Source organism: Luteococcus japonicus (genome assembly GCF_003752415.1).
Taxonomy (GTDB): domain Bacteria; phylum Actinomycetota; class Actinomycetes; order Propionibacteriales; family Propionibacteriaceae; genus Luteococcus; species Luteococcus japonicus.
The window spans coordinates 2,412,478-2,432,916 of record NZ_RKHG01000001.1 but is presented as its reverse complement, the minus strand read 5'-3'; the positions used below and the strand labels follow the sequence as shown (position 1 = coordinate 2,432,916).

Below are 20,439 nucleotides of genomic sequence, written 5' to 3'. Positions count from 1 at the left end.
CTCGCGGACGTCGTGACTGCGCGATGGAGCCGAACGACTCAGGCCTGGGCAGCCCCCGCCAACTTCTGGACCAGCCAGTTCTGCACGCCGATCAGCTCGATCAACTCCAGGTTCTGGTTCGTCTCCTGCAGGTCGCCATCCTCGTCGATCAGGTAGGCCTTCATGTCCTCGTGGGCCACCAGGTCCTGGGCGAAGACCGGCAGCAGCCCGGTCACCTGGGCAATACCCTCCTCCGAGGTCCGCTTCTCGGCCTTGAGGTGCTCCACGATGTCGTCATGGACATCCACCGCAGGCGTCGCCTCGATCTTGAGCTCGCCTCCCAGGTCAAGGATTCGATTGGCGAACTTCTTCATCCAGCCCAACTTCTCCTCGGCGTGGGCCTCGTACTGCTCCGCAAGGGCCGTCAGCCCCTTGGCCCCGAAGACGAGCCCCTGCATGCGATGGGCATTCACCTGCCCCTGGAGCCCCGTCACGATCATCTGCAGGGCGTCGATCAACTCGGTTCGGTTGTTCATCTTTCCTCCTTGGAGTGCTTCATCGTTCTGGGGACGGTTGCGGTCAGTCGTTGGCGACGACCACGTCGACGCGGATGTTGCCGCGGGTGGCATTGGAGTAGGGGCAGACCTGGTGGGCGGCGTCGGCCAGCTGCTGGGCCTCGTCCTGCGGCAGGTTGGGGATGACGACCTCGAGGACCACGGCCAGGCCGAAGCCCTCGCCGGCCTTGCCGATGGATACGCGGGCACCCACGGAGGAGTCACCAAGGTCCTTCTTGGCATTGCGGGCAACCATCTGCAGGGCGGAGTGGAAGCAGGCCGCATACCCGGCGGCAAAGAGCTGCTCGGGGTTGGCGCCATTGCCAGTGCCGCCCATCTCCTTCGGGGTGGCGAGATCCATCGAGACGCGACCATCGGCGGTCTGGACATGGCCATTGCGACCGGCGCCGGTGGCGATGGCCTCGGTGGTGTAGACGGGAGTGATGTCGGTCATGGGGTGCTCCTGGGGATCGGCCACCCGCAGTACCGGGGCGGGCGTGATGTCTTCGTGAAACTCAATCTAACCCACAATTAGATTGTGCGCAATCTAATTGTTGGCGAGATACCATGGGGTCATGTCACACCCCCAGCTCGAACTGGACCGCCAGCTGTGCTTCTCGCTCTACCGCGCCAGCCGGGCAGTCACCCGCGCCTACCGCCCCCTGCTCGACGAGCTGGGCCTGACCTACCCGCAGTACCTCGTCATGCTCGTCCTGTGGCAGCGCGACGAGCCAGCGGGCGTCGGGGAGATCGGGGAGCACCTGGGCCTGGACAGCGGCACGCTCACACCACTACTGCGACGCCTGGAGCAGAGCGGACTGATCATCCGAGCGCGCGGCAAGGACGAACGCCGACGAGAGGTCTCCCTCACCGAAGCAGGCCGCGAGCTGCGCGAGCGCGCGGCAACGGTGCCGGCACGAATGGCCGCCCGCTACCCCGATGCGCCGCGTGAGATCGACGAGCTCAAGACCTTCCTCGATGACCTGGCCGCGCAACTCGCCTGAACCATCACCTCGATTGATAACACGGAGGAGATCAGTCATCACTGATTGATACTGGACGCCACCTAGGTGGCCCCCTAGCGTGGAGGACAACGCCACAGGGTGCACCGCTTCTCACCGGACACTCCACCGCGGCACCCGATCGCCGCCACAGTCCTTCACCCGCGAAGCGCCACCATCAGTCAATGAGGACAGGGGCCATCCCATGCAGTACCACCACCACGGTTACGTCGCGCACGATCCGCTCATCAAGGACCCGGCAGGCACGGGCATCGACCGCACCGAAGAGCTGCCGGACACGATGGACGTGCTCATCGTCGGGGCCGGACCTGCCGGAATCGGTCAAGTCCCGGCACGTGGTGTAACTGTTCGTGATCCTGTGCGCGGTTAGCTGGTGAGTGCTGGCATCTGGGGTTCCTCTGGTTGGGGTTGGTGGGTGGTGGTGAGGGTCATGCGGCTCCTGGCGAGGACTTCGAGGCCGAGGTAGCGGCGGCCTTCGGCCCATTCGTCGGTTTGCTCGGCCAGGACGGCGCCGACGAGCCGGACGATCGCGGCCCTGTTGGGGAAGATCCCCACGGAATCGGTTCGGCGCCGGATCTCCCGGTTGAGGCGTTCGGTGGGGTTGTTCGACCAGATCTGCTGCCAGACCTCGACGAGGAACCGGGTGAACGCGAGGATGTCGGCCCGGGCAGCGTCGAGGTGGTCGGTGACCTCGGGCAGCTTCTCGGCGGTGTAGTCCAGCAGCCGGTCGAACTGGGCCTGGACACTGGCCGCGTCGGGCTGGTCGTAGACGGAGTGGAGCATCGCCTTCACCGCGGGCCAGAGGCTTTTCGGGGTGATGGCCATCAGGTTCGCCGCGTAGTGGGTGCGGCAGCGTTGCCAGCTGGCCCCGGGCAGGTTCGCCGCGGCAGCTTCCACGAGTCCTTGGTGGGCGTCGGAGGTGACCAGGCGGACCCCGCAGAGTCCTCGGGCGACCAGGTCGGCGAAGAACTCGTTCCAGGCCGGGCCGGTCTCGCTGGTCGCGACACGCATCCCGAGGACTTCGCGATGCCCGTCCGCGTTGACGCCGGTGGCGAGCATCACCACCGAGTTGATCACGCGGCCGCCCTCGCGGACCTTCATGGTCAACGCGTCGGCAGCGATGAAGGTGAACGGCCCAGCCTCTGTCAGGGAACGGTGGCGGAACTGCTCGACGTGCTCATCGAGCTCAGTGGCCATTCGACTGACCTGGGACTTCGACAACCGGTCGATGCCGAGGGTCTTGACCAGTTTGTCCATGCGTCGGGTGGAGACACCGGCGAGGTAGCAATCGGCGACCACCGTGATCAGGGCTGATTCGGCGCGCTTGCGGCGTTCCATCAGCCAGTCCGGGAAGTAGCTGCCGGTGCGCAGTTTCGGGACCTGCAGGTCGATGGTGCCGGCGCGGGTGTCCAGAGCTCGGTGGCGGTAGCCGTTGCGTTGCGCGAGCCGTCCTGGGGTGGGCTGGTTGTACTCGGCGCCAACCACCGCGTCAGCGTCGGCGGAGAGCAGGGCGTTCAGCATGGTCTGCAACAGGCTGCGCATCATGTCGGGCGATGCCTCGGTGAGCAGCTCGCCAAGAACGGCAGCGGGGTCGACAATGTGTGGAGCGGTCATCGTGATGATCCCTTCAAGGGTGCTGTGAGAGGTGAACTCGAGGATCACGCGATGACCGCCCTGTCGTCCAGAGCCAACCACCACGGTTACACCACTATGAGGGACTCAACTCTCCGGCTCACCATTGGCGTGACCTTGAGCCAGTGTGGGAGGTGGTGATGTCACGCTATCCCTGCGTGTCAGGGTGAGTTGAGACCAGTGGTTCATAGCAAGTCCGCCTCCACAGGGCGAGATCAGGAAAGACCCCGATGAGCATCTCGACTGTCTCTTCACAGCCATCACCGACCCACGATGATGGGTCCATGAGCAGTTCGCATCCCCGCGCGGATGGTCCGCGCCGGCGCCGGTTCACGCCCGAGCAGAAGCTAGCCCACCTGGCCGCTTACGAGGAGGCCTGCGAGCAGCAGCAGGGCGGTGCCTACCTGCGCCGGGAGGGCCTGTATTCCTCGTTGATCACTGAGTGGCGGCGGCTGCGCGATGCCGACGTGCTGCAGGGCAAGCAGCCCGGGCAGGCGGTCGGCCGGCCCAGCAAGGAGCAGGCCGAGATCGCCCGGTTACGGCGCGAGCTGGACCAGACCCGCCAGCGCCTGGACCGCACCGAGACCGCGCTGGAGATCATGGGAAAAGCACGCGCGCTCTTGGAGGACATCTCCGAGAGCGCGGATCTCGAGACCAAGCGCAAGAAGCGCTGATGGGCGCCTACGCCGACCTCACCGCGCAGGGGACTCCCACCCGGCAGGCATCGGTCTTGACCGGTATCTCCCGGGCGACAGCCAGTCGCCGGCAGCAGCGCCCGGGGCCACCCACGCCGCGCGAGATGGTCCCGGCCAACCGGCTGTCCTGCACCGAACGCGCGAAGGTGCTGGCGGTGCTGACCAGCGACGAGTTCGTCGATGCCACCCCGCTGCAGATCTTCGCCGAGCTGCTGGACCGCGGGATCTACCTGTGCTCGGTCTCCACGATGTATCGGGTGCTGCGGGAGAACACCCTGGTCAAAGAGCGCCGTAGGCAGGCCAGACACCCGGCCCGAACGGTCCCCGAGCTGGTCGCCACCGCACCGGGGCAGGTCTATACCTGGGACATCACCAAGCTGCCAGGCCCCATCCGGGGTGTCTACTACGACGCGTACGTGATGATCGATATCTACTCCCGCTACCTCGTCGGCGTCCACGTCCACGCCCGAGAGTCCGGGCCCCTGGCCGAAGAGATGATGCGCGAAGTGTTCGCCATCCACGGCATCCCCGAGGTGGTCCACGCCGACCGCGGCACCTCGATGACCTCGAAGTCCGTCGCCACCTTGCTCGCCGACCTGGAGGTCACCCGCTCGCACTCAAGGCCGAAGGTCTCCAATGACAACCCCTACTCCGAGGCCTGGTTCAAGACCCTGGAATACGCCCCGGTCTTCCCCGATCGGTTCGGCTCCCTCAGCGACGCCAGGGCCTTCATGGACGAGTTCCGGGACCGCTACAACCACGAGCACCACCACTCCGGCCTGGGCCTGCATACGCCGGCCGAGGTCCATTATGGCCTCGCCGCCGCGAAGGCCGCCGACCGCGCCGACGTCCTGAATACCGCGCGGGCCGCCCACCCCGAACGGTTCAGCACCCCAGATGCCGTCCCGAAGATCCTCGCTCTGCCCGACGCAGCCTGGATCAACAATCCCGCCAACCGAGACGACCAGCAGACCTACCAGCCCGCCGCCTGACTCCCAATGGCCTCATCCACCTTGACAAATTCCGTATGCCCGCAACAAGCGCCTGTCCGACGCGGCGCAGCAATGGGCGTTCTCCTCGATGAGAGGCTCAGCCGGGGCGAAGGCCTACTACCAGCAACTCCGAGCCCGGGAGATGGGCCACCAGGCCTCCTTGCGTCAACTCGCGAACCGCTGGGTCCGGATCCTCCATGGCTGCCTCAAGACCGGCACCCGCTACGACGAACACACCGCCTGGGCCCACATCCTGGAGCCCAGTCCCGACCCTGCTCTCGAGGTCGCTGCTTGACAGAACAAGAACCTGGGATATCTGCCGCTGATCCCGACGGCGCTAGGCCGGACCTTCTACGAAGACCGTGACTCGGGTTGCGGTGAAGAACACCCGATCATTGACCAACTCAAGGCTGAAGACTCGGGGCCGGTGATGTCCCAGGTCGCCGCACTGGCCCGCGTACTCGCTCGGGCCGTCTTCGTGCTCCCACTGGATGAGCGTTGCCCCGCCGAAGACGAGCCACACGCGACAACCCGCCGGGTGGCTCTGTGGAGACCACTGCGGGTCGAAGTCGAAGGTCAGAGTCATCGTCTGTTCGGTCGGCTGGTAACTCACTTGGGTGCAGTCACCGTCATGCAGATGGACCAGCGAACCGTTATCCAGGACGAACTCGTACACGTTGTCCACAGTGAAGGGTCTGAGGCCGACCAGCTCCACACCGTCACCGCTCCAAGTCCTGTCATTGTCTCCGCGCATGCCTTCAGTATTCCGGCAACACTCGCGCTGACGCCCGCTGCTCGCAGAACACGCTCAACTGGCACCCCTCTGTGTCAAGGAGGGTCATGAAGCAAGCGGGAGCCGGGTTCTAGGATTGGGTGCAGCGGGTTCGGGAAGTGACTTCTCCGAAGTGCTGGCATGGGGCTGTGAGCCGGCCGCGCTGGAGCCAGTAGACGCGCCCCGGTGTCCTCCCGAACCCGCCCCAGCTCGGGCGACGTAGTCGTTGAGCAAGGTCCGGTAGACGATGTCGGACAGGCGTCGTTTCAACGCCCTCATCGCCTCGTTCGGACTCTTTCCCTCGGCCCTCTTGCGGTCGTAGTAGGCCCGGCCCTCGGTCGGGTTCCGCAGTTGGACCACGCCCATCATGTGCAGGACCCGGTTGATCTGCCGATTCCCGCCCCGCGACAGCCGGTGGTGCGGATGGTCACCCGAGGACACGTCGACCGGTGCGGTCTCGGTCCAGGACGCGAAGTGTCCCTTGTCGGGAAACCGGGTGATGTCACCGACCTCGACCAACAGCCGTGCGGCCCCGGATGGTCCGATGCCGTGCAGGTCCAGCAGGGCGCTGCGGGTCTCGCGGACCAGGCCAACGAGTTCCTTGTTCGCTGCCTTCTTGCGGGCGTAGATCCGTTCGAGGTCCTCGACCAGTTCCAGAGCAACGCGCTTGCGGGTCTTGCCGACCACGTCCTTGGGGCGAATGCCGGCGAGGATCCGCCGCGCTTGGGCTGCTGACAAGGACTTCGGTGCTCCGCCGGGTATCAGGTCGAGCAGGACCTGGTGGAGCTGGCAGACCTTCGCGGTGTGTTCCTGGCCCAGTCGGCGGCGACGGTCGACCAACAGACGCAGCACCTCGACCTGCTCGTCGGAGACCACCGGCTGCAGCCCCGCAATACGGACCCCGACCAGCGCGATCGAGTGGGCGTCGGTGTCGTCGGTCTTGCGCCCCTGGCCGGTCGCAAACATCCGCATCCTGGCCGACAGTTTCGCCGGGACATCGACCACCTGCTCGCCGGCGAGCAGGAGTCGTTCAGCAACGTGATGGCCGATGCCGTTGCAGCCCTCGACCGCCCAGGTCCGCTGCGGCCACTCCTGCGCAAAGACGAGCATCTCGGCGAAGCCCGCGGTGTCGGTGGTGAACTGCCGGTGCCCGTGAATGTGCTCGTGGGCGTCCATCACCTCGATCGTGACGGTGCGTTTGTGTGGATCCATCCCGATAATGACGTGTTCGTCCATGCCCGATCCCTCGAATCTCGACAGTGAGTGGATGGGCCGGGAGGGCACCGCTACTACTGGCCTCGATGGTGCCGGTTGTTGCGCATTCCCCTCTTCAGCCTCTCCCGCCCGGGTCGGTGGTCCGGGGTAGCGCACGCCAATTGAAAGTCACACCCACTGGGTGGACAGCCGCAAAGTGGAGCGACCGCCCCGAACCACCTGAACCGAGCCTCGGCCAAGGCCCGATCTGCAGTCAATGGAACTAGTAGCCGCTAGTCGAGCCGCCGGCAAGGTTGCCCCTGGGGACCTCAAGGGGCCCCAACCCGTAGGTTTTCTCAGCCTTCTACTTTGAACAGCGACCTCGCCAAGGACCCGGTGTTCAAAGTAGTGAGCGGGCAAGCGTGCAAAGAGCGCTGCATCTCGACACGAGATGCAGCGAAGATTGAAAACGGGCCTCCGTATCCAACATAGGAAGAAGAAGCTGAGAGCCGGGCGCTGGCGGGAACGTCCGCGCCAAGGGCTGCGCGGCCGTGCGTGAGCATCCTCAACCGCCGAAGGTCGTGTGTGGAGGGACAGAAGGCGATGGCGTTGCCAGCAGACGTCCAGCACCGTTGTCTATACGGGCGAACAACCATGAGTGGGACTTGGCCTTGATGGCAATCTAGTTGAGTCCCTCATAGTGGTGTAACCGTGGTGGTTGGCTCTGGACGACAGGGCGGTCATCGCGTGATCCTCGAGTTCACCTCTCACAGCACCCTCGAAGGGATCATCACGATGACCGCTCCACACATTGTCGACCCCGCTGCCGTTCTTGGCGAGCTGCTCACCGAGGCATCGCCCGACATGATGCGCAGCCTGTTGCAGACCATGCTGAACGCCCTGCTCTCCGCCGACGCTGACGCGGTGGTTGGCGCCGAGTACAACCAGCCCACCCCAGGACGGCTCGCGCAACGCAACGGCTACCGCCACCGAGCTCTGGACACCCGCGCCGGCACCATCGACCTGCAGGTCCCGAAACTGCGCACCGGCAGCTACTTCCCGGACTGGCTGATGGAACGCCGCAAGCGCGCCGAATCAGCCCTGATCACGGTGGTCGCCGATTGCTACCTCGCCGGTGTCTCCACCCGACGCATGGACAAACTGGTCAAGACCCTCGGCATCGACCGGTTGTCGAAGTCCCAGGTCAGTCGAATGGCCACTGAGCTCGATGAGCACGTCGAGCAGTTCCGCCACCGTTCCCTGACAGAGGCTGGGCCGTTCACCTTCATCGCTGCCGACGCGTTGACCATGAAGGTCCGCGAGGGCGGCCGCGTGATCAACTCGGTGGTGATGCTCGCCACCGGCGTCAACGCGGACGGGCATCGCGAAGTCCTCGGGATGCGTGTCGCGACCAGCGAGACCGGCCCGGCCTGGAACGAGTTCTTCGCCGACCTGGTCGCCCGAGGACTCTGCGGGGTCCGCCTGGTCACCTCCGACGCCCACCAAGGACTCGTGGAAGCTGCCGCGGCGAACCTGCCCGGGGCCAGCTGGCAACGCTGCCGCACCCACTACGCGGCGAACCTGATGGCCATCACCCCGAAAAGCCTCTGGCCCGCGGTGAAGGCGATGCTCCACTCCGTCTACGACCAGCCCGACGCGGCCAGTGTCCAGGCCCAGTTCGACCGGCTGCTGGACTACACCACCGAGAAGCTGCCCGAGGTCACCGACCACCTCGACGCTGCCCGGACCGACATCCTCGCGTTCACCCGGTTCCCCGTCGAGGTCTGGCAGCAGATCTGGTCGAACAACCCCACCGAACGCCTCAACCGAGAGATCCGGCGCCGAACCGATTCCGTGGGGATCTTCCCCAACAGGGCCGCGATCGTCCGGCTCGTCGGCGCCGTCCTGGCCGAGCAAACCGACGAATGGGCCGAAGGCCGCCGCTACCTCGGCCTCGAAGTCCTCGCCAGGAGCCGCATGACCCTCACCACCACCCACCAACCCCAACCAGAGGAACCCCAGATGCCAGCACTCACCAGCTAACCGCGCACAGGATCACGAACAGTTACACCACGTGCCGGGACTTGACCGGCAATCTGCGCTGCAATGCGTCCCACCACGAATGCCTCAATCGAGGAGGCTGCGGAAATGACGCCGAGCCTTCATGGCCTGGATCACCAGCTGGTTGCCGCTGTCGAAGGTCAGCACCGAGAGTTCCAGTAGGCGTCCATGGCTGTCGAATCCCAAGACGAACTGCTTGGCTGGCATGTCGTCATCTGGCTCGCTCCCGTAGGCGCGGTGGGCCAGGGCGTGCAGGATGTCGGCCTCGGCGATGCCGTGTTTTAGTGCCGGCGGGTTGATCTTCACGCGACGTACGGAAGCTGTCAACCTGTGTGGAGACACTCGCGGCGGGTTTGCTCGTCGAGGATGCCGTCGGGGTTGAGCCAGGCATGTGCGGGTGGTGTGGCCAGGTGGGGTGGCTGAGTGAATCGTTGGGGATATCGGTGGGCGAGGGCCTCAAGAGTGGCTTGGCGTCGGTGGTGGACCTGGTGCCAGGTGCCGTCGTGAACCGACTGGGGCGTGTGGCCGGCCAGGGATGAGTGGGCGTGGTGCTGGTTGTAGTCGGTGACCCGACGTGCGGCCCAAGACCGGGCGGCGTCGAGGTCGGTGAAGTATCCGGGCCAGTCACGGTGGTACTTCGCGGTCTTGAACCATGACTCCATGTGGGGGTTGTCGTTGGAGACCCGCGGCCGGTTGCGGGAGCGGGTGATGCCCATCGCGCGGAACACGCGGGCGAGTTCGTCGGACATCATCGACGGACCTCCATCGGAGTGGACGATGCGGGGATGGACGCCGTGCGTGGTGAATGCGGTGGTGAACATGTCGGCAGCCAGCTGGTCATCCTCGCAGTCCTCGACACGCCAAGCCATGATCCGGCGGGAGAACACGTCAATGACGGCATACAGGTTGAACCATTGGCCCTTGTACCGGCCGGGCAGCTTGGTGATGTCCCAGCACCACACCTGGTTGGGGCCGGTGGCATGCCACTGCGGCATCGCCGACGAGCGCTTGCGGGAACGTCGAGCAGTGGTGCAACGGATCCGTTCGGCGCGGGCGATGCGGTACCAGGTCGACAACGACGCCACCGGATCCCCGGCGTCCAACGCGTCGAACCACGCCTGATACGCGCTGATTCCCTGCTGCGCCGCCGAGCGCAACAGGCCGATGATGCGCTGCTGGTCCTGCTCCCCGACCCGGTTCGGGTAGGCCCGCCCCCGGTGTGGTGTCGGGCTGGCGATCCCGGGACGGGGATGACTGCGGTAGTGCCACGACGAACGCGACAACCCGATCACCGACAACGATCGCCGCAGGCTCCAACCCGCCTGGCGCAGGTCGTCCACCAGCGCCTGTTCGGCCGCCAAGAACCGCTCCTGCTCGGCGCTGACCTGCCCCGTCACTCGCCGTTGGTGGGCCCCTGCCTGACGGACAGCTGCTGCAAGAGCCCGATAGCTTTTCCCAACGCATCATTGGCCCGGGTCAACGACTCGATCTGCTCCCGAGCCTGCCGCGCCTCTTCCTCACGAGCCTGACGCTCGATGGCCAACTGCGCCTTCAACCGGGCGAACTCCGCCCCATCCGTGGCACTCATACGCGCAGTATCGCGAGGCTCCAACCCCAACTCCAAGTCCCCATACAAGTACTGCCGACGCCACGACTGCATCCGCCGCTGGGAAACCCCATGCTCATCCAGCCACCGCCCCTTCGACCCCTGCGGCAACACCAAGTACTCAGCCACCAACTCCGCCCGCTCCCTCGCGGTCCGCTGCTCAATCATCACGGCACCTCCCTGACTCACAACCAGCTTGCCAATCAGGGGTAGGCGCGTATGGCCGCGCGGATCACGTCAGAACGGCTGGTCTTGTCCTCCTCGGCACGGGCATCAAGCGCCCTCACGAGTGAGTCATCGAGACGCACAGGCACCACCCTGGCAGGACCATCGCCCTTGGGCTTGCGCCCACGCTTGCGGAGCGCGTCGATGTCGTAGCCACGCTCGGCCTCGTCGGCCCAAGCCTGGATCATGTCCTCGGTGACGGGCACTCCGTTGATCGCCTCCATGCAGAGACTGTATTACGAAATTCTCAGAGTTCCAATGGATACGCCTCCTTCACGCACACCTTGGATATCGCGAAATCACCCGCGACTTCACAATCCCAGGAGTCACCTTCTCGGGTGGGCAAGGCGTGTTGGCCACCTGAGACGCCGCATCCGATTGAACACACGCATCTGCCGCGTTGATCTAGCGCCAGCGGGCAAGCACTTCGGCAATCTCGGCGAGTGACAGGCGTCCGCTGGCCACCTCGATGACCAAGTCGTAGGCGTCGTCATCGGGCGCCTCGACCCACACGCCATTGATGTCGAGGAGGACGATCGTGGCGAGCCACCCCAGGCGCTTGTTTCCGTCCACCCGAGGATCGTTGCGGACCAGCGATTCCAACAGCGCAGCAGTCTTCTCGTCCAGGCTCGGGCACGCCTCACGACCCCACAGACTCGTCCTGGGACGCTGGGCAGCCGAGTCCAAGAGCCCCAGGTCGCGCAGCGGTCCGACACCCAGCTCGCCAATGAGGCCGAGCAGGTCCTCCAGCGACAGGTATTCGGTCACTGCCAGAGTCGATCCAGCACGTCGGCACAGCGTGCACGTGCACGCCGGGGCGTTGGCATGGCACTGGGCGCGTGGCGTCGAGGCACCGATCGTCGGTTGCTCGAAGCCCAGCCGCGTCGACGACGCCGTACGCGCTCTGGACCTTCAGCTCACCGACGAGGACCAGCTATCTGGAGGAGCCGTACCAGCCGCACCCGCATGTTGGTCTGCTCCCCCGGCCGGGCCACAACGCGATGGGCGGCCAGACCGCCGAGTGATCCTCAGGTGGTCCAGGGCCGAGACACCCACGGATCGCCGCGCAGATAGAAGCGGCGGGGTGCGTCGGCATTCTTCGCGATTCCGACGCGCCTTGTCACAACAATTTGATCTTGGTCGACTGGTGACCTCCTGATCAAGATCAAGGGCGGCTCGCCAAGATCATGCCCCCGCATCGGCAGGGTGATCCCCATCGCCTGGCAGAGCTTGCCGGGGCCATTGGTCAGCTCAGCCCCACCGCGACCTCGACGCCGTTCCATCTCCGCCAGGCCTTCCAGCGGCTCGGCCGCACGGATCAGCACTCCGCAGCCGTGCCCCTCGAACCCGGCAACGACGTTCATGCAGTGGTGCAGTCCGTGGATCAGGTAGACGTAGGCATGGCCAGCGGACAGGAACATGGCGTCATTGCGCGCCGTGCGGCCGCGGTGGCTATGACTGGCGGGATCGGCCTCGTCGTAGGCCTCTGTCTCGACGATGCGCACGCGCAGGCGGTGCCCCTCGACCTCATGGACGAGTTCACAACCCAGCAGCCGCTTGGCCGCGGTCTCGGCGTCGGTCTCCAACCACTTCCAGGCGATGATGGGCCTCCCGTGCTCGTGTCGGGCCCCATGATGCCCCGCAGCACCCCGCAATCCCAACTACATGTCGCAGTCAGTGATCGGGGGATCATGAACTGCAGGAATCCATTGGGGGGGAAGGGATTCCAGGACATCCAATTCGGGGGAAGACGGTGGCCACCGGGCCGCTTCGGGGGAATTGGTCCGGACCTTGAACACGGTCGATGAGATTTCGGGGGAATGATCATCGGCACTGACCCCCCGGGCCCGTTGGCACATCTGTCAACGGGCCCGGAGTCATATTCACACCCGTCGCGCAGTGCTTGAATGGGGCATGCACACGTCTGCTCCGCCCCGCTTCGAGGACGCGGTCCTCCGCGATGGAGATCTCCTGCTCGATGCCCTCACCGTCCTTGATGCCCCCAGGATTGCCGAGGCGTGCAATGACCCGCAGACCCAACGTTGGCTGCCGCTTCCCACGCCCTATTCACACGACGATGCGCTCTTCTACGTCAATCAGATGGCTCACCACAGCCTCGACAGCGGCGACGGGATCGAGCGCGCCATCCGACTGGACGGGGACTTCGTCGGCGTGATCGGCCTGAAGGAGACCAGCCGGGCGGCCGCGAAGACCGAGGCCGGGTACTGGCTGGCTCCGTGGGGCCGCGGGCAGGGAGTGATGACGAGGGCCTTGCGCCTGCTGACGGACTGGGCGCTGGACACCCAGGGCATCGGGCGGGTGGAGGCGCACGTGGCGCCGGAGAATGGGGCCTCCCTGGGCGTCGCCCGTCGTGCCGGATTCATCGAGGAAGGGCTGATGCGTCGCGCCGGATTCACCCACGCCGGGCCGACCGACCTGGTGCTGTTCAGCCGCCTCGCAGACGACCCGCGCCCGTAGAGTGGGCGCCATGTACCGCAACGTCTTCTGGGACCTGGGCGGAACCCTCGTCGACACCTACCCACAGCTGGACGCCGCCTTCGTGGAGGTGGTTCGCCGCGGCGGTGGAGAGGTAATCGTCCAGGAAGTGGCGCAGCTGACGCGCCGCTCCACGCACGCGGCAATGGCCGCCCTTTCGGAGCGCTTCGGCCTGGACATCGGTCTTTTCGAGAGCGCCAACCAGCAGCTGAAGAACCTGTGGGAACACGACCCCCCACCGTCCATGCCGGGCGCCAAGACCCTGATGCGGGACATCGCCCTCGGACGAGGGCTCAACCTGGTTGTCACCCACCGGGATCGTGTGAGCGCGACGGCATTGCTCGGCGGTCTCGGGCTGGCCGTCGACGACCTCATCTCCACCGCCGACGGGTTCCCCCGCAAGCCCGACCCGACGATGTACCAGGTGCTCCTGGAGCGGCACGGGCTGCGGGCTTCGGACTGCCTGGCCGTCGGAGACCGCCCGATCGACGCGACAGCCGCCCATCGCGCGGGGATGGCCGCCGCCATGCTGGAGTCTGCCGAGGCACCCGTGGACGACGATGCCGAGTACACCGTCGCCACCCTCGACGAGCTTCGCCCGCTGCTGGGTCTGTGAGGTCGGCTATTCCGCATTCCACAGGCGGATGTAGAGCTCCAGCAGATCCCGGTCGACGGTGAGGCCATCCGCGCAGTAGGCACTCAGGAAGGCGTCCGTCCACCCGTCACCGAAGTTCCAGCCCAGGCTCAGGACCGCTGGCGCAAGGTCTGCATGGCGGTCCGCGACGCCCGTCCGGCCCAGGTCCACAAAGCCGCTGACCTCCCCGTCGTCGCCGATCAGGAAGTTGGGATTGCAGGCGTCGCCGTGGCAGACCACCACATGCTCCGCTCGTGGGGCGGGAATGCTCACCTCGAATGGATTTCGCAGCAAGGACGAACGGCTCTCGACGGACCAGTCGAAGGGGCATTCGTCGACGGGAAGTGCGTCGTGGAAACGGCGAAGTCCCCGGCCAAGTGCGGGAACGACGGGCGCGGCATTGGTCACATTCCGCGGAGCGACGGCATTGCTCCCCGGCAGGCCCTTGGTCCTGATCCACACCCCGTCGTCATCAAAGCCACAGCTGACCAGAGAGGGCACCGGCAGGAATTCCGCCAACCAGTCGAGCCGCTGGATCTCACCGGTAATGTCGAATTCCGGGTGCTCGGGACCCATCTTGATGAAGTCCCGATCTTCCCCTTCTCCGATCTGCCATGTCGTGCCGCCCAATCCATTGGTCCAGACGGCCTCAACCCGCTGCCCTGCGGCTTCCCGGAGTACGAGTTCCGGAATGGCGCGGGGCAGGCTGGGGATGCTCACATCGTTGAGCCTAGAGGCAGGGGCTGGCGCCTGCGTCTCAGACCTGCCCGTCGAAGCCTTGCCCGTTCTGGGACCAGCGGCGCTCGACGTCGGCGAGCTGGTCCTCGGGCAGGGGCCCTTGTTCCACTGTGGCGACGGCCTTTCTGAGGTTGTCGACCTTTGCGGTGCCCATGATGGCCGCGCAGACACCCGGCGCGAAGGCGCTGAACCGCAGGGCGAAGGCCAGGGGATCGTCGCCAAGATCAAGCGACAGCTGCTGCAGCCGGTCCCAGTAGACCTCGCCATAGACACCGTCGGGACGGGTGTCGTACTTCCAGACCGCATTGGCAATCGGGCGCTTGGCGATCACCCCGAGGCCGTGTTCCTGAGCCAGCGGCAGAGCGTGGTGCAGGCTCCACTGGTCTGCGATGTTGACGCTCGTCTCCACCGACGCGAAGCGACCGGAGGTGATGGCCGCAACCAGGTGCTCGTTCTCCCCGGAATAGGCGACGAAGCGCACCTTCCCGGCGCTGACAAGCTCATCCATGGCGTCGACGAGGCTGCCATCGGCGAGCTTGTCCTGCGTGCAGGAGTGCAGGTGGAGGATGTCGATGTGGTCCGTCTGCAGACGCTGCAGGGAGCGTTCGACGCTGGCGCGGACATTCTCCGGGGTCCAGTCCTGCGTCCCGGGGACGTCATGGCCGCACTTGCTGGAGAGCACGAACTCGTCGCGGCGAGCCCGCAGGTGGCGGCCGATCCGCTCCTCCGAGAGGCCATAGCAGTCTGCGGTGTCGATCAGTGTGATGCCCAGGTCCAGCGCCGTGTTGAGGACGGCGGCGGCCTCGGTCTCGCCGAGGCCGCCGGCACCCACCTGACCGGCTCCCAGACCGAGGACGCTGACGGACAATCCGGTGTCACCGAAGGAATTGGTCTTCATGGGTCGAGCCTACGGGACACGTTTGGCGACGCTGCTTCCCAACGCTCATTGAATTTGCGATCTCCGGCCGCACCCACGACGCGTTATGAGGGTTGGCACAATCGCGAGGTACTGGCACATTGACGGTGTTGCCGACCCGGGGAGATCCCATGCGCAAACTCGTCCTTCTGGTGGCGCTGGGATGCGCCGTGACCGCCTGCTCCCCCAGCGAGCCCGCCCCGACGGGGGCTCCCACGCCCACGTTGGCCGGGACCCCGTCCGTCGACCCGAGCACCGACCCGCTCTACCTCGAGGCCGTGGACGTGTACAAGAAGTTCTTCGCCGAAGTGGACAAGGCGGAAATGAGCGGATTCAAGCCGGCTTCTCTCTCGCCCGCAATTGACCCCTACGTGACGGGCACGATGAAGGAATCAGTGGAAGCAGGATACAAGGCTGACAAAGCCACCGGGCTTCGATTCCAACAATCCTCCCGGAGCACCACTCTGAAATTCGCTCCAAACCCCGGGATCTCGAATGGGGGTTCGACTGTGAGCATCCGAGTGTGCGTGGATGCCACACGCCAGCAGATCATCGATCCTTCCACAAATGACGTAGTAGGCACGGGATCATTGACCTACTCGGAGGTGTTCTTCAAACGGTCGGGCGCCCATCTCAGGGCATTTGCGGAGCAGGCAGATGGGGTGATGAAATGCCCCATACCTTGATTTCTGCCGCTCTACTTCTCCCAATCGCAGCGTCACTAAATTTCTACCCAGCGAAGACAGAGACCCCACCAGACTCCAGGTCCCAAACCCGATTCGGCACACGTGTGCAGACGGGAAACGGAAAGGCCCAAGTGAGTGCGACCAGGACAGTATCCGTCACGCGTCGGTCACGGTCCGTGCACCCACGAAGGGGGCCAAGCATCCACAACTACATCCCCGGACCGGCGACCAACCCCTTCGTCGGGGGCGGAAGTGGATCGCGGGCCGGCAATGGCTCGCGGGCGACATCCGGAGGGGGTCTCCCGACGGTGGTCCCTCTTCCCCAGCGGCTGCAGTCGTACTCGGCGGAGCAGCGGATCGTCGGCGCCTGTGTTGCCACGGCAACCAACCCGTGTGGCTTCGAAGAGTTCAACGTCGCGGCTCCTCCGCCGGCCGCCGCACCCAACCCCGCCGCACCGGCCGCAGCACCTGGCCAACCGGCACCCGCGGGCGGAGCAGCCCCCGCGCCCCCACCGGCCCCTGTCATCGACGTCGCTGCCCTTGTCAACGCCGCCGTCGCCACCCTGCAACTCCCCACCCCAGAGCCCCACCTGGGCCCCGAACCGGACGTCAACGAGTGGAAGATGCTCGCCGTCGGACTGCCCGTCTGGATCTGGACGAACACCCCGGCGCAGATCGACGCATCCACCACCCAGCAAGGAATACCCATCACCCTCACCGCCCACCTGGTCCGCACCGAGATCAGCCTCGGCGACGGCACCACGCTGAGCTGCAAGACCGCCACCCCGCGGCCCGCCTACGCGGAGCCGATGGCCGAATCCCCGGACTGCGGCCACACCTGGCTCACCGCCGGCACCTACGACGTGACCGCCACCAACATCTGGGCCGTCGAGTGGGCCGCCCTCGGACAAGCCGGACTGGTCACCATGGAACGCAGCGCCAGCCGCACCGTGGAGGTGGGACAACTGGCCTCCGTCGTCACCCGCTGAGACGAGGCCTCACATGTCCAGCAGGCCACGGATGTCGTCGGCGCTCAGCGCACCGGCCACCGCACCGTCGCCGGCATCCACCACCTGGTTGAACAACTCGCGCTTGCGTTCCTGCAGCGCCACCACCTTCGCCTCGATGGTGTTGCTGGCCACCAGCCGGTAGACCATCACCGGCTTGTCCTGGCCGATGCGGTGCGCCCGGTCCACGGCTTGGGCCTCGGCGGCCGGATTCCACCACGGATCCAGCACGAAGACATAGTCCGCCTCGGTCAGCGTCAGCCCGAAACCGCCCGCCTTCAGGCTGATCAGGAAGGCCGGGGCACTCCCCTGCCGGAACTCGTCGACGCGGGCCTGACGATTGCGGGTGCGCCCGTCGAGGTAGACCGTCTCGATCCCCTCGGCGTTCAACCGCTCCTTGACCAGCCCGAGGAAGCTCGTGAACTGACTGAAGACCAGGGCGCGGTGGCCGCCAGCCACCACATCGGCCAGCAACTCCAGCAGGACGTCGATCTTGCTGGCGGCGATGTCGGCATGCTCGGCCTCCACCAGCCCCGGCGACAGGCTCAGCTGGCGCAGCAGGGTCAGCGACCGCAGGATGGTGATCCGGTTCTTCTGCAGATCCCCCACCAGCCCCATCACCCGCTGGCGTTCCCGGTTCAGGTGCCGGTCATAGACGCGACGGTGGGCCGCATTGAGCTCCACCGGAACCACCTGCTCCTGACGCGGAGGCAACTCCGGGGCGACGAGTTCCTTGGTGCGGCGCAAGAGCACCGGCTTGATCCGGCGCAGCAACTGGGCCAGCATCGCGCCCGCCTCGTCGTCGCCCTCCTCAATGGGCTTGCGGTAGGTCTCGGTGAAGACCCGCGGGTCCGGGAAGAGACCGGGCGTGGTGAGGGAGAGCATGGACCACAGGTCCATCAGGTTGTTCTCCAACGGTGTGCCGGACAGCACAAAGCGTGCCCCAGCAGGGATTCGACGCACCGCCTGATAGGTGCGGGACTGCCTGTTCTTGACGAACTGCGCCTCGTCGAGGAGCACCAGCTGCCAGTGGGTCTGCTCGAACTGTTCGACGTCCAGCCGGGCGACGGCATAACTGGCCAACACGAGCTGTGCCCCGTCGATGGCCTCCTGCACGGTGCTGCCGCGCTTGCGGGAGGTCTCGGACAGCGTGGTCACCGTGAGGTCCGGAGTGAAGCGGACCGCCTGCTCCGCCCAGGCCCCGACGACGCTGGAGGGCGCCACCACCAGCACGGGGCCGGTCAGCAGGTCGCGCTCCTGGAGGGAGCAGATCAGCGCCAGTGCCTGCAGGGTCTTGCCGAGACCCATGTCATCGGCCAAGATGCCGCCCAGCCCGACGCTACGCAGGAAGTCCATCCAGCGCAGCCCCGTCAGCTGGTAACCACGCAGGTCTGCCCGGAGGCTGCTCGGTGCCTCGATCTCCGGCGCGCCGGTGGCCTGCAGCAGTCGCGTCGTCACCCGGTTCCACGCCTCGCTGTCCCGCGCGACGACGCCCAGTTCGACGAGCTCCTCCCACCAGCCGGCATTCTCCGGGCGGAGCCGGATCACCGAACCGTCACTGTCCGGGTCCGTGAGCAGACGTGCCTCGGCCAGCAGGTCCCGCAGCCGTTGCAGTTCCGGATGGTCCAGACTGAACCAGTCCCCGTTGTCCAGGATGAGGTGGTCATCACCCGCGCTGATGGCCCGCAGCAGGTCCGGGAGCGGCGCCTTCACCTCGCCCACCGTGACGCTCACCTCAAGATCAAACCAGTCCCAGTCAGCCTTTTCATTTACCCTCAGCGAGATCTGAGGGGCCTCCTCCAGCTGCTGGTAGCCGCGGGTCCCCTCCGTGATGACCAAGATCACATCATCACGTTCTGCAAGATCATCAAGCCGCGGCCAGAGCTCGAGAAAAGCCCGCCCCTCACGGAGCACCGTGGCCGGGAGCACCTTGGGGGCTGGCCCACCGAGCAGCTCTTCCACCACGGGACGAAGCTCCTGTTCGGCCACCATGTCTCGGCCCGCGAAGCTTCGCCCGCCTCGCGTCGTGATGTCGACGGGCTTGGCTGTGCTCCCCTCGTAGCCGTACCGGAAGCCGATCTCCACCGTCCCGGTGATTCCGGTCTCGGTGGGCGTCTGCTCCACGGTCACCAGCAACTCGGGGGTGCCGACGGTGGGAAGAGTCAAGCCCTCGGGCTGACGGACCGGAGCGACGCGCTTCAGCCGTGGCAGGTATTCCAGCGCGAACTGCCCCACGTCGGGGGCCGGGATCTGGACCGACGGCAGCTGGGCCAGTGCCCTGGCCGACTCGTCCAGGGGCCGGCTGAAGCCGACGACGATCCGGTCCCCCTTCTCTGCGGGCAACATCGCGCCGTGCGGGGGCATGCCGAGCAGGTTCACCGGGGTGACGGCTTCCCCGTCGAGCGTGAGCACGCGCTGCACGTTGAGCCCGCCGTCGTCGGAGCTGGTCAGTTCCGCGGTGAGCTCCAGCTCCGGGCCGCGGAAGGTGACGGTCCGCGATTCCTTGGCGGGAATGAACTCCACCCCGACGGACTGGGCCTCCTGGATCAACCGCCAGCCCTCGTGCCCCAACTCCGAGACCAGCAGGTGCCCGCCGCGCGGCCCGAAACCCCAGCGGTTCGTGTGGCTCTCCTGGGCGGCGGCGTGCAGCCGGGCCAAAGCCTGCCGGTGCGCCGGATCATGGCCGGCATTGCGGGCGCGCGTCATCTCGTCCCAGGTTGCCTGCCCGCGGACCCAGGTATTGCGTGCACCCCAGTACATGGGGCGTAGTTCGACGTCGTGCAGCAGGAGCGTGTACTGGATGGCGAGTGGGGTTCCCGCGGAGAAGGCGGAGTCCTCGTCGGACCCGAGGACGAGCGCCAGATCCCGCTGCCATTTGGGCATCCGCTGCCGGGACGCGGCCTCGCGCAGGTGCAGGACCAGCGCGACGCCGTGCTTGCAGTCCCGGCGCACCGGGCAGGTGCAGGTATTGCTGACCTGGCTTCCGTCCCAGGCGAGCGAGGTGTAGTAGGCGCCGTGTTCGCTGCCGCGCACCTGTGCGGTGACGATCCGGTCGCCGGCGACGGTGACGTGGCCAACCCGCTTCTGTTTGGCGTAGTCGGAGCCCCGGAAGAAGGTGGGGGCGCCGAAGGTCCAGCGGAGCTCCTCGTCGGTCAGATCGAGGACCCAGCTGGGGTATTGCTTCGCGGACATGATCTCGACTTTGCGCCCTCAGCGCCCCTGACGCAAAC

The 20,439-nt window shown here is 66.1% G+C and carries 23 protein-coding genes and 1 pseudogene; 10 read left to right on the top strand and 14 right to left on the bottom strand.

What is annotated here, in order from left to right; all coding sequences use genetic code 11:
* Positions 1 to 38 precede the first annotated feature (38 nt).
* Both EDD41_RS11620 and EDD41_RS11615 read right to left on the bottom strand, forming a co-directional pair.
* Positions 39 to 515, bottom strand: coding sequence for a ferritin-like domain-containing protein (locus tag EDD41_RS11620; RefSeq protein ID WP_170165351.1), 477 nt, complete (start codon positions 513 to 515; stop codon positions 39 to 41).
* 43 nt (positions 516 to 558) lie between these two features.
* Entirely contained in the window at positions 559 to 987 is a 429-nt protein-coding gene (locus tag EDD41_RS11615; protein WP_094765049.1) for an organic hydroperoxide resistance protein, read from the bottom strand.
* 121 nt (positions 988 to 1,108) lie between these two features.
* Here EDD41_RS11615 and EDD41_RS11610 point away from each other — a divergent pair, with 121 nt between their 5' ends.
* Together EDD41_RS11610 and EDD41_RS11605 are read left to right on the top strand one after the other, a co-directional pair.
* Complete coding sequence (locus tag EDD41_RS11610; RefSeq protein WP_094765048.1) at positions 1,109 to 1,537, top strand: MarR family winged helix-turn-helix transcriptional regulator; 429 nt, start codon at positions 1,109 to 1,111, stop codon at positions 1,535 to 1,537.
* A gap of 202 nt (positions 1,538 to 1,739) precedes the next feature.
* On the top strand, positions 1,740 to 1,925 hold the full coding sequence (locus EDD41_RS11605; RefSeq protein ID WP_123576009.1) for a hypothetical protein: 186 nt from the start codon (positions 1,740 to 1,742) through the stop codon (positions 1,923 to 1,925).
* Here EDD41_RS11605 and EDD41_RS11600 read toward each other — a convergent pair.
* Complete coding sequence (locus tag EDD41_RS11600) at positions 1,922 to 3,169, bottom strand: IS256 family transposase (protein WP_123577057.1); 1,248 nt, start codon at positions 3,167 to 3,169, stop codon at positions 1,922 to 1,924. The two genes, EDD41_RS11605 and EDD41_RS11600, sit on opposite strands and share 4 nt — an antisense overlap.
* A gap of 302 nt (positions 3,170 to 3,471) precedes the next feature.
* Here EDD41_RS11600 and EDD41_RS11595 point away from each other — a divergent pair.
* Together EDD41_RS11595 and EDD41_RS11590 are read left to right on the top strand one after the other, a co-directional pair.
* Positions 3,472 to 4,874 (top strand): IS3 family transposase gene (locus EDD41_RS11595; RefSeq protein ID WP_425454335.1). Its coding sequence is split into 2 segments (ribosomal slippage): positions 3,472 to 3,829 and positions 3,829 to 4,874, totalling 1,404 coding nucleotides; the frame shifts between segments, so codons are not numbered across the junction.
* Positions 4,875 to 4,962: 88 nt separating this feature from the next.
* Positions 4,963 to 5,169 (top strand): hypothetical protein, encoded by a 207-nt coding sequence (locus EDD41_RS11590; RefSeq protein WP_211336646.1) that lies wholly within the window; start codon positions 4,963 to 4,965, stop codon positions 5,167 to 5,169.
* A 42-nt stretch (positions 5,170 to 5,211) separates the two neighbouring features.
* Here the strand turns inward: EDD41_RS11590 and EDD41_RS11585 are convergent, their stop codons facing one another.
* Entirely contained in the window at positions 5,212 to 5,628 is a 417-nt protein-coding gene (locus tag EDD41_RS11585) for a hypothetical protein (RefSeq protein ID WP_123576008.1), read from the bottom strand.
* 84 nt (positions 5,629 to 5,712) lie between these two features.
* Positions 5,713 to 6,882, bottom strand: a complete 1,170-nt coding sequence (locus EDD41_RS11580; RefSeq protein ID WP_123576007.1) for an IS110 family RNA-guided transposase — start codon at positions 6,880 to 6,882, stop codon at positions 5,713 to 5,715.
* A gap of 753 nt (positions 6,883 to 7,635) precedes the next feature.
* Here EDD41_RS11580 and EDD41_RS11575 point away from each other — a divergent pair.
* Positions 7,636 to 8,883, top strand: a complete 1,248-nt coding sequence (locus EDD41_RS11575; RefSeq protein ID WP_123577055.1) for an IS256 family transposase — start codon at positions 7,636 to 7,638, stop codon at positions 8,881 to 8,883.
* A gap of 84 nt (positions 8,884 to 8,967) precedes the next feature.
* On the opposite strand, the gene EDD41_RS11570 is transcribed toward EDD41_RS11575, so the two are convergent.
* From EDD41_RS11570 to EDD41_RS11545, 5 genes are all read right to left on the bottom strand, one after another.
* Positions 8,968 to 9,207, bottom strand: coding sequence for a toxin (locus EDD41_RS11570; protein ID WP_123576006.1), 240 nt, complete (start codon positions 9,205 to 9,207; stop codon positions 8,968 to 8,970).
* A 17-nt stretch (positions 9,208 to 9,224) separates the two neighbouring features.
* Complete coding sequence (locus EDD41_RS11565; protein ID WP_123574591.1) at positions 9,225 to 10,298, bottom strand: IS3 family transposase; 1,074 nt, start codon at positions 10,296 to 10,298, stop codon at positions 9,225 to 9,227.
* The gene (locus EDD41_RS16600) at positions 10,295 to 10,489 is read right to left on the bottom strand and encodes a hypothetical protein (protein WP_148060462.1); all 195 of its coding nucleotides are present in this window, start codon (positions 10,487 to 10,489) and stop codon (positions 10,295 to 10,297) included. The genes EDD41_RS11565 and EDD41_RS16600 overlap by 4 nt, the downstream gene beginning before the upstream one ends.
* 221 nt (positions 10,490 to 10,710) lie before the next feature.
* Positions 10,711 to 10,956, bottom strand: coding sequence for a ribbon-helix-helix domain-containing protein (locus EDD41_RS11555; protein ID WP_123576005.1), 246 nt, complete (start codon positions 10,954 to 10,956; stop codon positions 10,711 to 10,713).
* A gap of 181 nt (positions 10,957 to 11,137) precedes the next feature.
* The gene (locus EDD41_RS11545; RefSeq protein ID WP_123576004.1) at positions 11,138 to 11,500 is read right to left on the bottom strand and encodes a type II toxin-antitoxin system death-on-curing family toxin; all 363 of its coding nucleotides are present in this window, start codon (positions 11,498 to 11,500) and stop codon (positions 11,138 to 11,140) included.
* Between EDD41_RS11545 and EDD41_RS17975 the strand changes: the two are divergent.
* Positions 11,460 to 11,651 (top strand): annotated as a pseudogene (locus EDD41_RS17975) (aldo/keto reductase); the annotation flags it as partial. The gene EDD41_RS11545 and the pseudogene EDD41_RS17975 overlap by 41 nt on opposite strands.
* 109 nt (positions 11,652 to 11,760) lie before the next feature.
* Here the strand turns inward: EDD41_RS17975 and EDD41_RS11535 are convergent.
* Positions 11,761 to 12,318, bottom strand: coding sequence for a DNA-3-methyladenine glycosylase (locus EDD41_RS11535; RefSeq protein ID WP_211336645.1), 558 nt, complete (start codon positions 12,316 to 12,318; stop codon positions 11,761 to 11,763).
* A gap of 328 nt (positions 12,319 to 12,646) precedes the next feature.
* On the opposite strand from EDD41_RS11535, the gene EDD41_RS11530 reads away from it, so the two are divergent.
* The gene (locus EDD41_RS11530; protein WP_123576003.1) at positions 12,647 to 13,210 is read left to right on the top strand and encodes a GNAT family N-acetyltransferase; all 564 of its coding nucleotides are present in this window, start codon (positions 12,647 to 12,649) and stop codon (positions 13,208 to 13,210) included.
* Between the two features lie 10 nt (positions 13,211 to 13,220).
* The gene (locus EDD41_RS11525) at positions 13,221 to 13,844 is read left to right on the top strand and encodes an HAD-IA family hydrolase (RefSeq protein WP_123576002.1); all 624 of its coding nucleotides are present in this window, start codon (positions 13,221 to 13,223) and stop codon (positions 13,842 to 13,844) included.
* Between the two features lie 6 nt (positions 13,845 to 13,850).
* Here EDD41_RS11525 and EDD41_RS11520 read toward each other — a convergent pair whose 3' ends face one another.
* Positions 13,851 to 14,582 (bottom strand): aminoglycoside 3'-phosphotransferase, encoded by a 732-nt coding sequence (locus EDD41_RS11520; protein ID WP_123576001.1) that lies wholly within the window; start codon positions 14,580 to 14,582, stop codon positions 13,851 to 13,853.
* Between the two features lie 37 nt (positions 14,583 to 14,619).
* The gene (locus tag EDD41_RS11515; RefSeq protein WP_123576000.1) at positions 14,620 to 15,498 is read right to left on the bottom strand and encodes an aldo/keto reductase; all 879 of its coding nucleotides are present in this window, start codon (positions 15,496 to 15,498) and stop codon (positions 14,620 to 14,622) included.
* A gap of 149 nt (positions 15,499 to 15,647) precedes the next feature.
* On the opposite strand from EDD41_RS11515, the gene EDD41_RS11510 reads away from it, so the two are divergent.
* The gene (locus EDD41_RS11510) at positions 15,648 to 16,202 is read left to right on the top strand and encodes a hypothetical protein (protein WP_123575999.1); all 555 of its coding nucleotides are present in this window, start codon (positions 15,648 to 15,650) and stop codon (positions 16,200 to 16,202) included.
* 308 nt (positions 16,203 to 16,510) lie between these two features.
* Positions 16,511 to 17,191, top strand: a complete 681-nt coding sequence (locus EDD41_RS17865) for a hypothetical protein (RefSeq protein WP_123575998.1) — start codon at positions 16,511 to 16,513, stop codon at positions 17,189 to 17,191.
* 9 nt (positions 17,192 to 17,200) lie between these two features.
* Here EDD41_RS17865 and EDD41_RS11500 read toward each other — a convergent pair whose 3' ends face one another.
* Positions 17,201 to 20,401, bottom strand: a complete 3,201-nt coding sequence (locus tag EDD41_RS11500; protein ID WP_148060546.1) for a DEAD/DEAH box helicase — start codon at positions 20,399 to 20,401, stop codon at positions 17,201 to 17,203.
* Between the last annotated feature and the right edge of the window lie 38 nt (positions 20,402 to 20,439).

Excerpts from the sequence above, each read along its gene's own strand:
- EDD41_RS11620 (WP_170165351.1), bottom strand. The coding sequence starts at position 515 with ATGAACAACCGAACCGAGTTGATCGACGCCCTGCAGATGATCGTGACG.
- EDD41_RS11615 (WP_094765049.1), bottom strand. The coding sequence starts at position 987 with ATGACCGACATCACTCCCGTCTACACCACCGAGGCCATCGCCACCGGC.
- EDD41_RS11610 (WP_094765048.1), top strand. The coding sequence starts at position 1,109 with ATGTCACACCCCCAGCTCGAACTGGACCGCCAGCTGTGCTTCTCGCTC.
- EDD41_RS11605 (WP_123576009.1), top strand. The coding sequence starts at position 1,740 with ATGCAGTACCACCACCACGGTTACGTCGCGCACGATCCGCTCATCAAG.
- EDD41_RS11600 (WP_123577057.1), bottom strand. The coding sequence starts at position 3,169 with ATGACCGCTCCACACATTGTCGACCCCGCTGCCGTTCTTGGCGAGCTG.
- EDD41_RS11590 (WP_211336646.1), top strand. The coding sequence starts at position 4,963 with ATGAGAGGCTCAGCCGGGGCGAAGGCCTACTACCAGCAACTCCGAGCC.
- EDD41_RS11585 (WP_123576008.1), bottom strand. The coding sequence starts at position 5,628 with ATGCGCGGAGACAATGACAGGACTTGGAGCGGTGACGGTGTGGAGCTG.
- EDD41_RS11580 (WP_123576007.1), bottom strand. The coding sequence starts at position 6,882 with ATGGACGAACACGTCATTATCGGGATGGATCCACACAAACGCACCGTC.
- EDD41_RS11575 (WP_123577055.1), top strand. The coding sequence starts at position 7,636 with ATGACCGCTCCACACATTGTCGACCCCGCTGCCGTTCTTGGCGAGCTG.
- EDD41_RS16600 (WP_148060462.1), bottom strand. The coding sequence starts at position 10,489 with ATGAGTGCCACGGATGGGGCGGAGTTCGCCCGGTTGAAGGCGCAGTTG.
- EDD41_RS11555 (WP_123576005.1), bottom strand. The coding sequence starts at position 10,956 with ATGGAGGCGATCAACGGAGTGCCCGTCACCGAGGACATGATCCAGGCT.
- EDD41_RS11530 (WP_123576003.1), top strand. The coding sequence starts at position 12,647 with ATGCACACGTCTGCTCCGCCCCGCTTCGAGGACGCGGTCCTCCGCGAT.
- EDD41_RS11525 (WP_123576002.1), top strand. The coding sequence starts at position 13,221 with ATGTACCGCAACGTCTTCTGGGACCTGGGCGGAACCCTCGTCGACACC.
- EDD41_RS11515 (WP_123576000.1), bottom strand. The coding sequence starts at position 15,498 with ATGAAGACCAATTCCTTCGGTGACACCGGATTGTCCGTCAGCGTCCTC.
- EDD41_RS11510 (WP_123575999.1), top strand. The coding sequence starts at position 15,648 with ATGCGCAAACTCGTCCTTCTGGTGGCGCTGGGATGCGCCGTGACCGCC.
- EDD41_RS11500 (WP_148060546.1), bottom strand. The coding sequence starts at position 20,401 with ATGTCCGCGAAGCAATACCCCAGCTGGGTCCTCGATCTGACCGACGAG.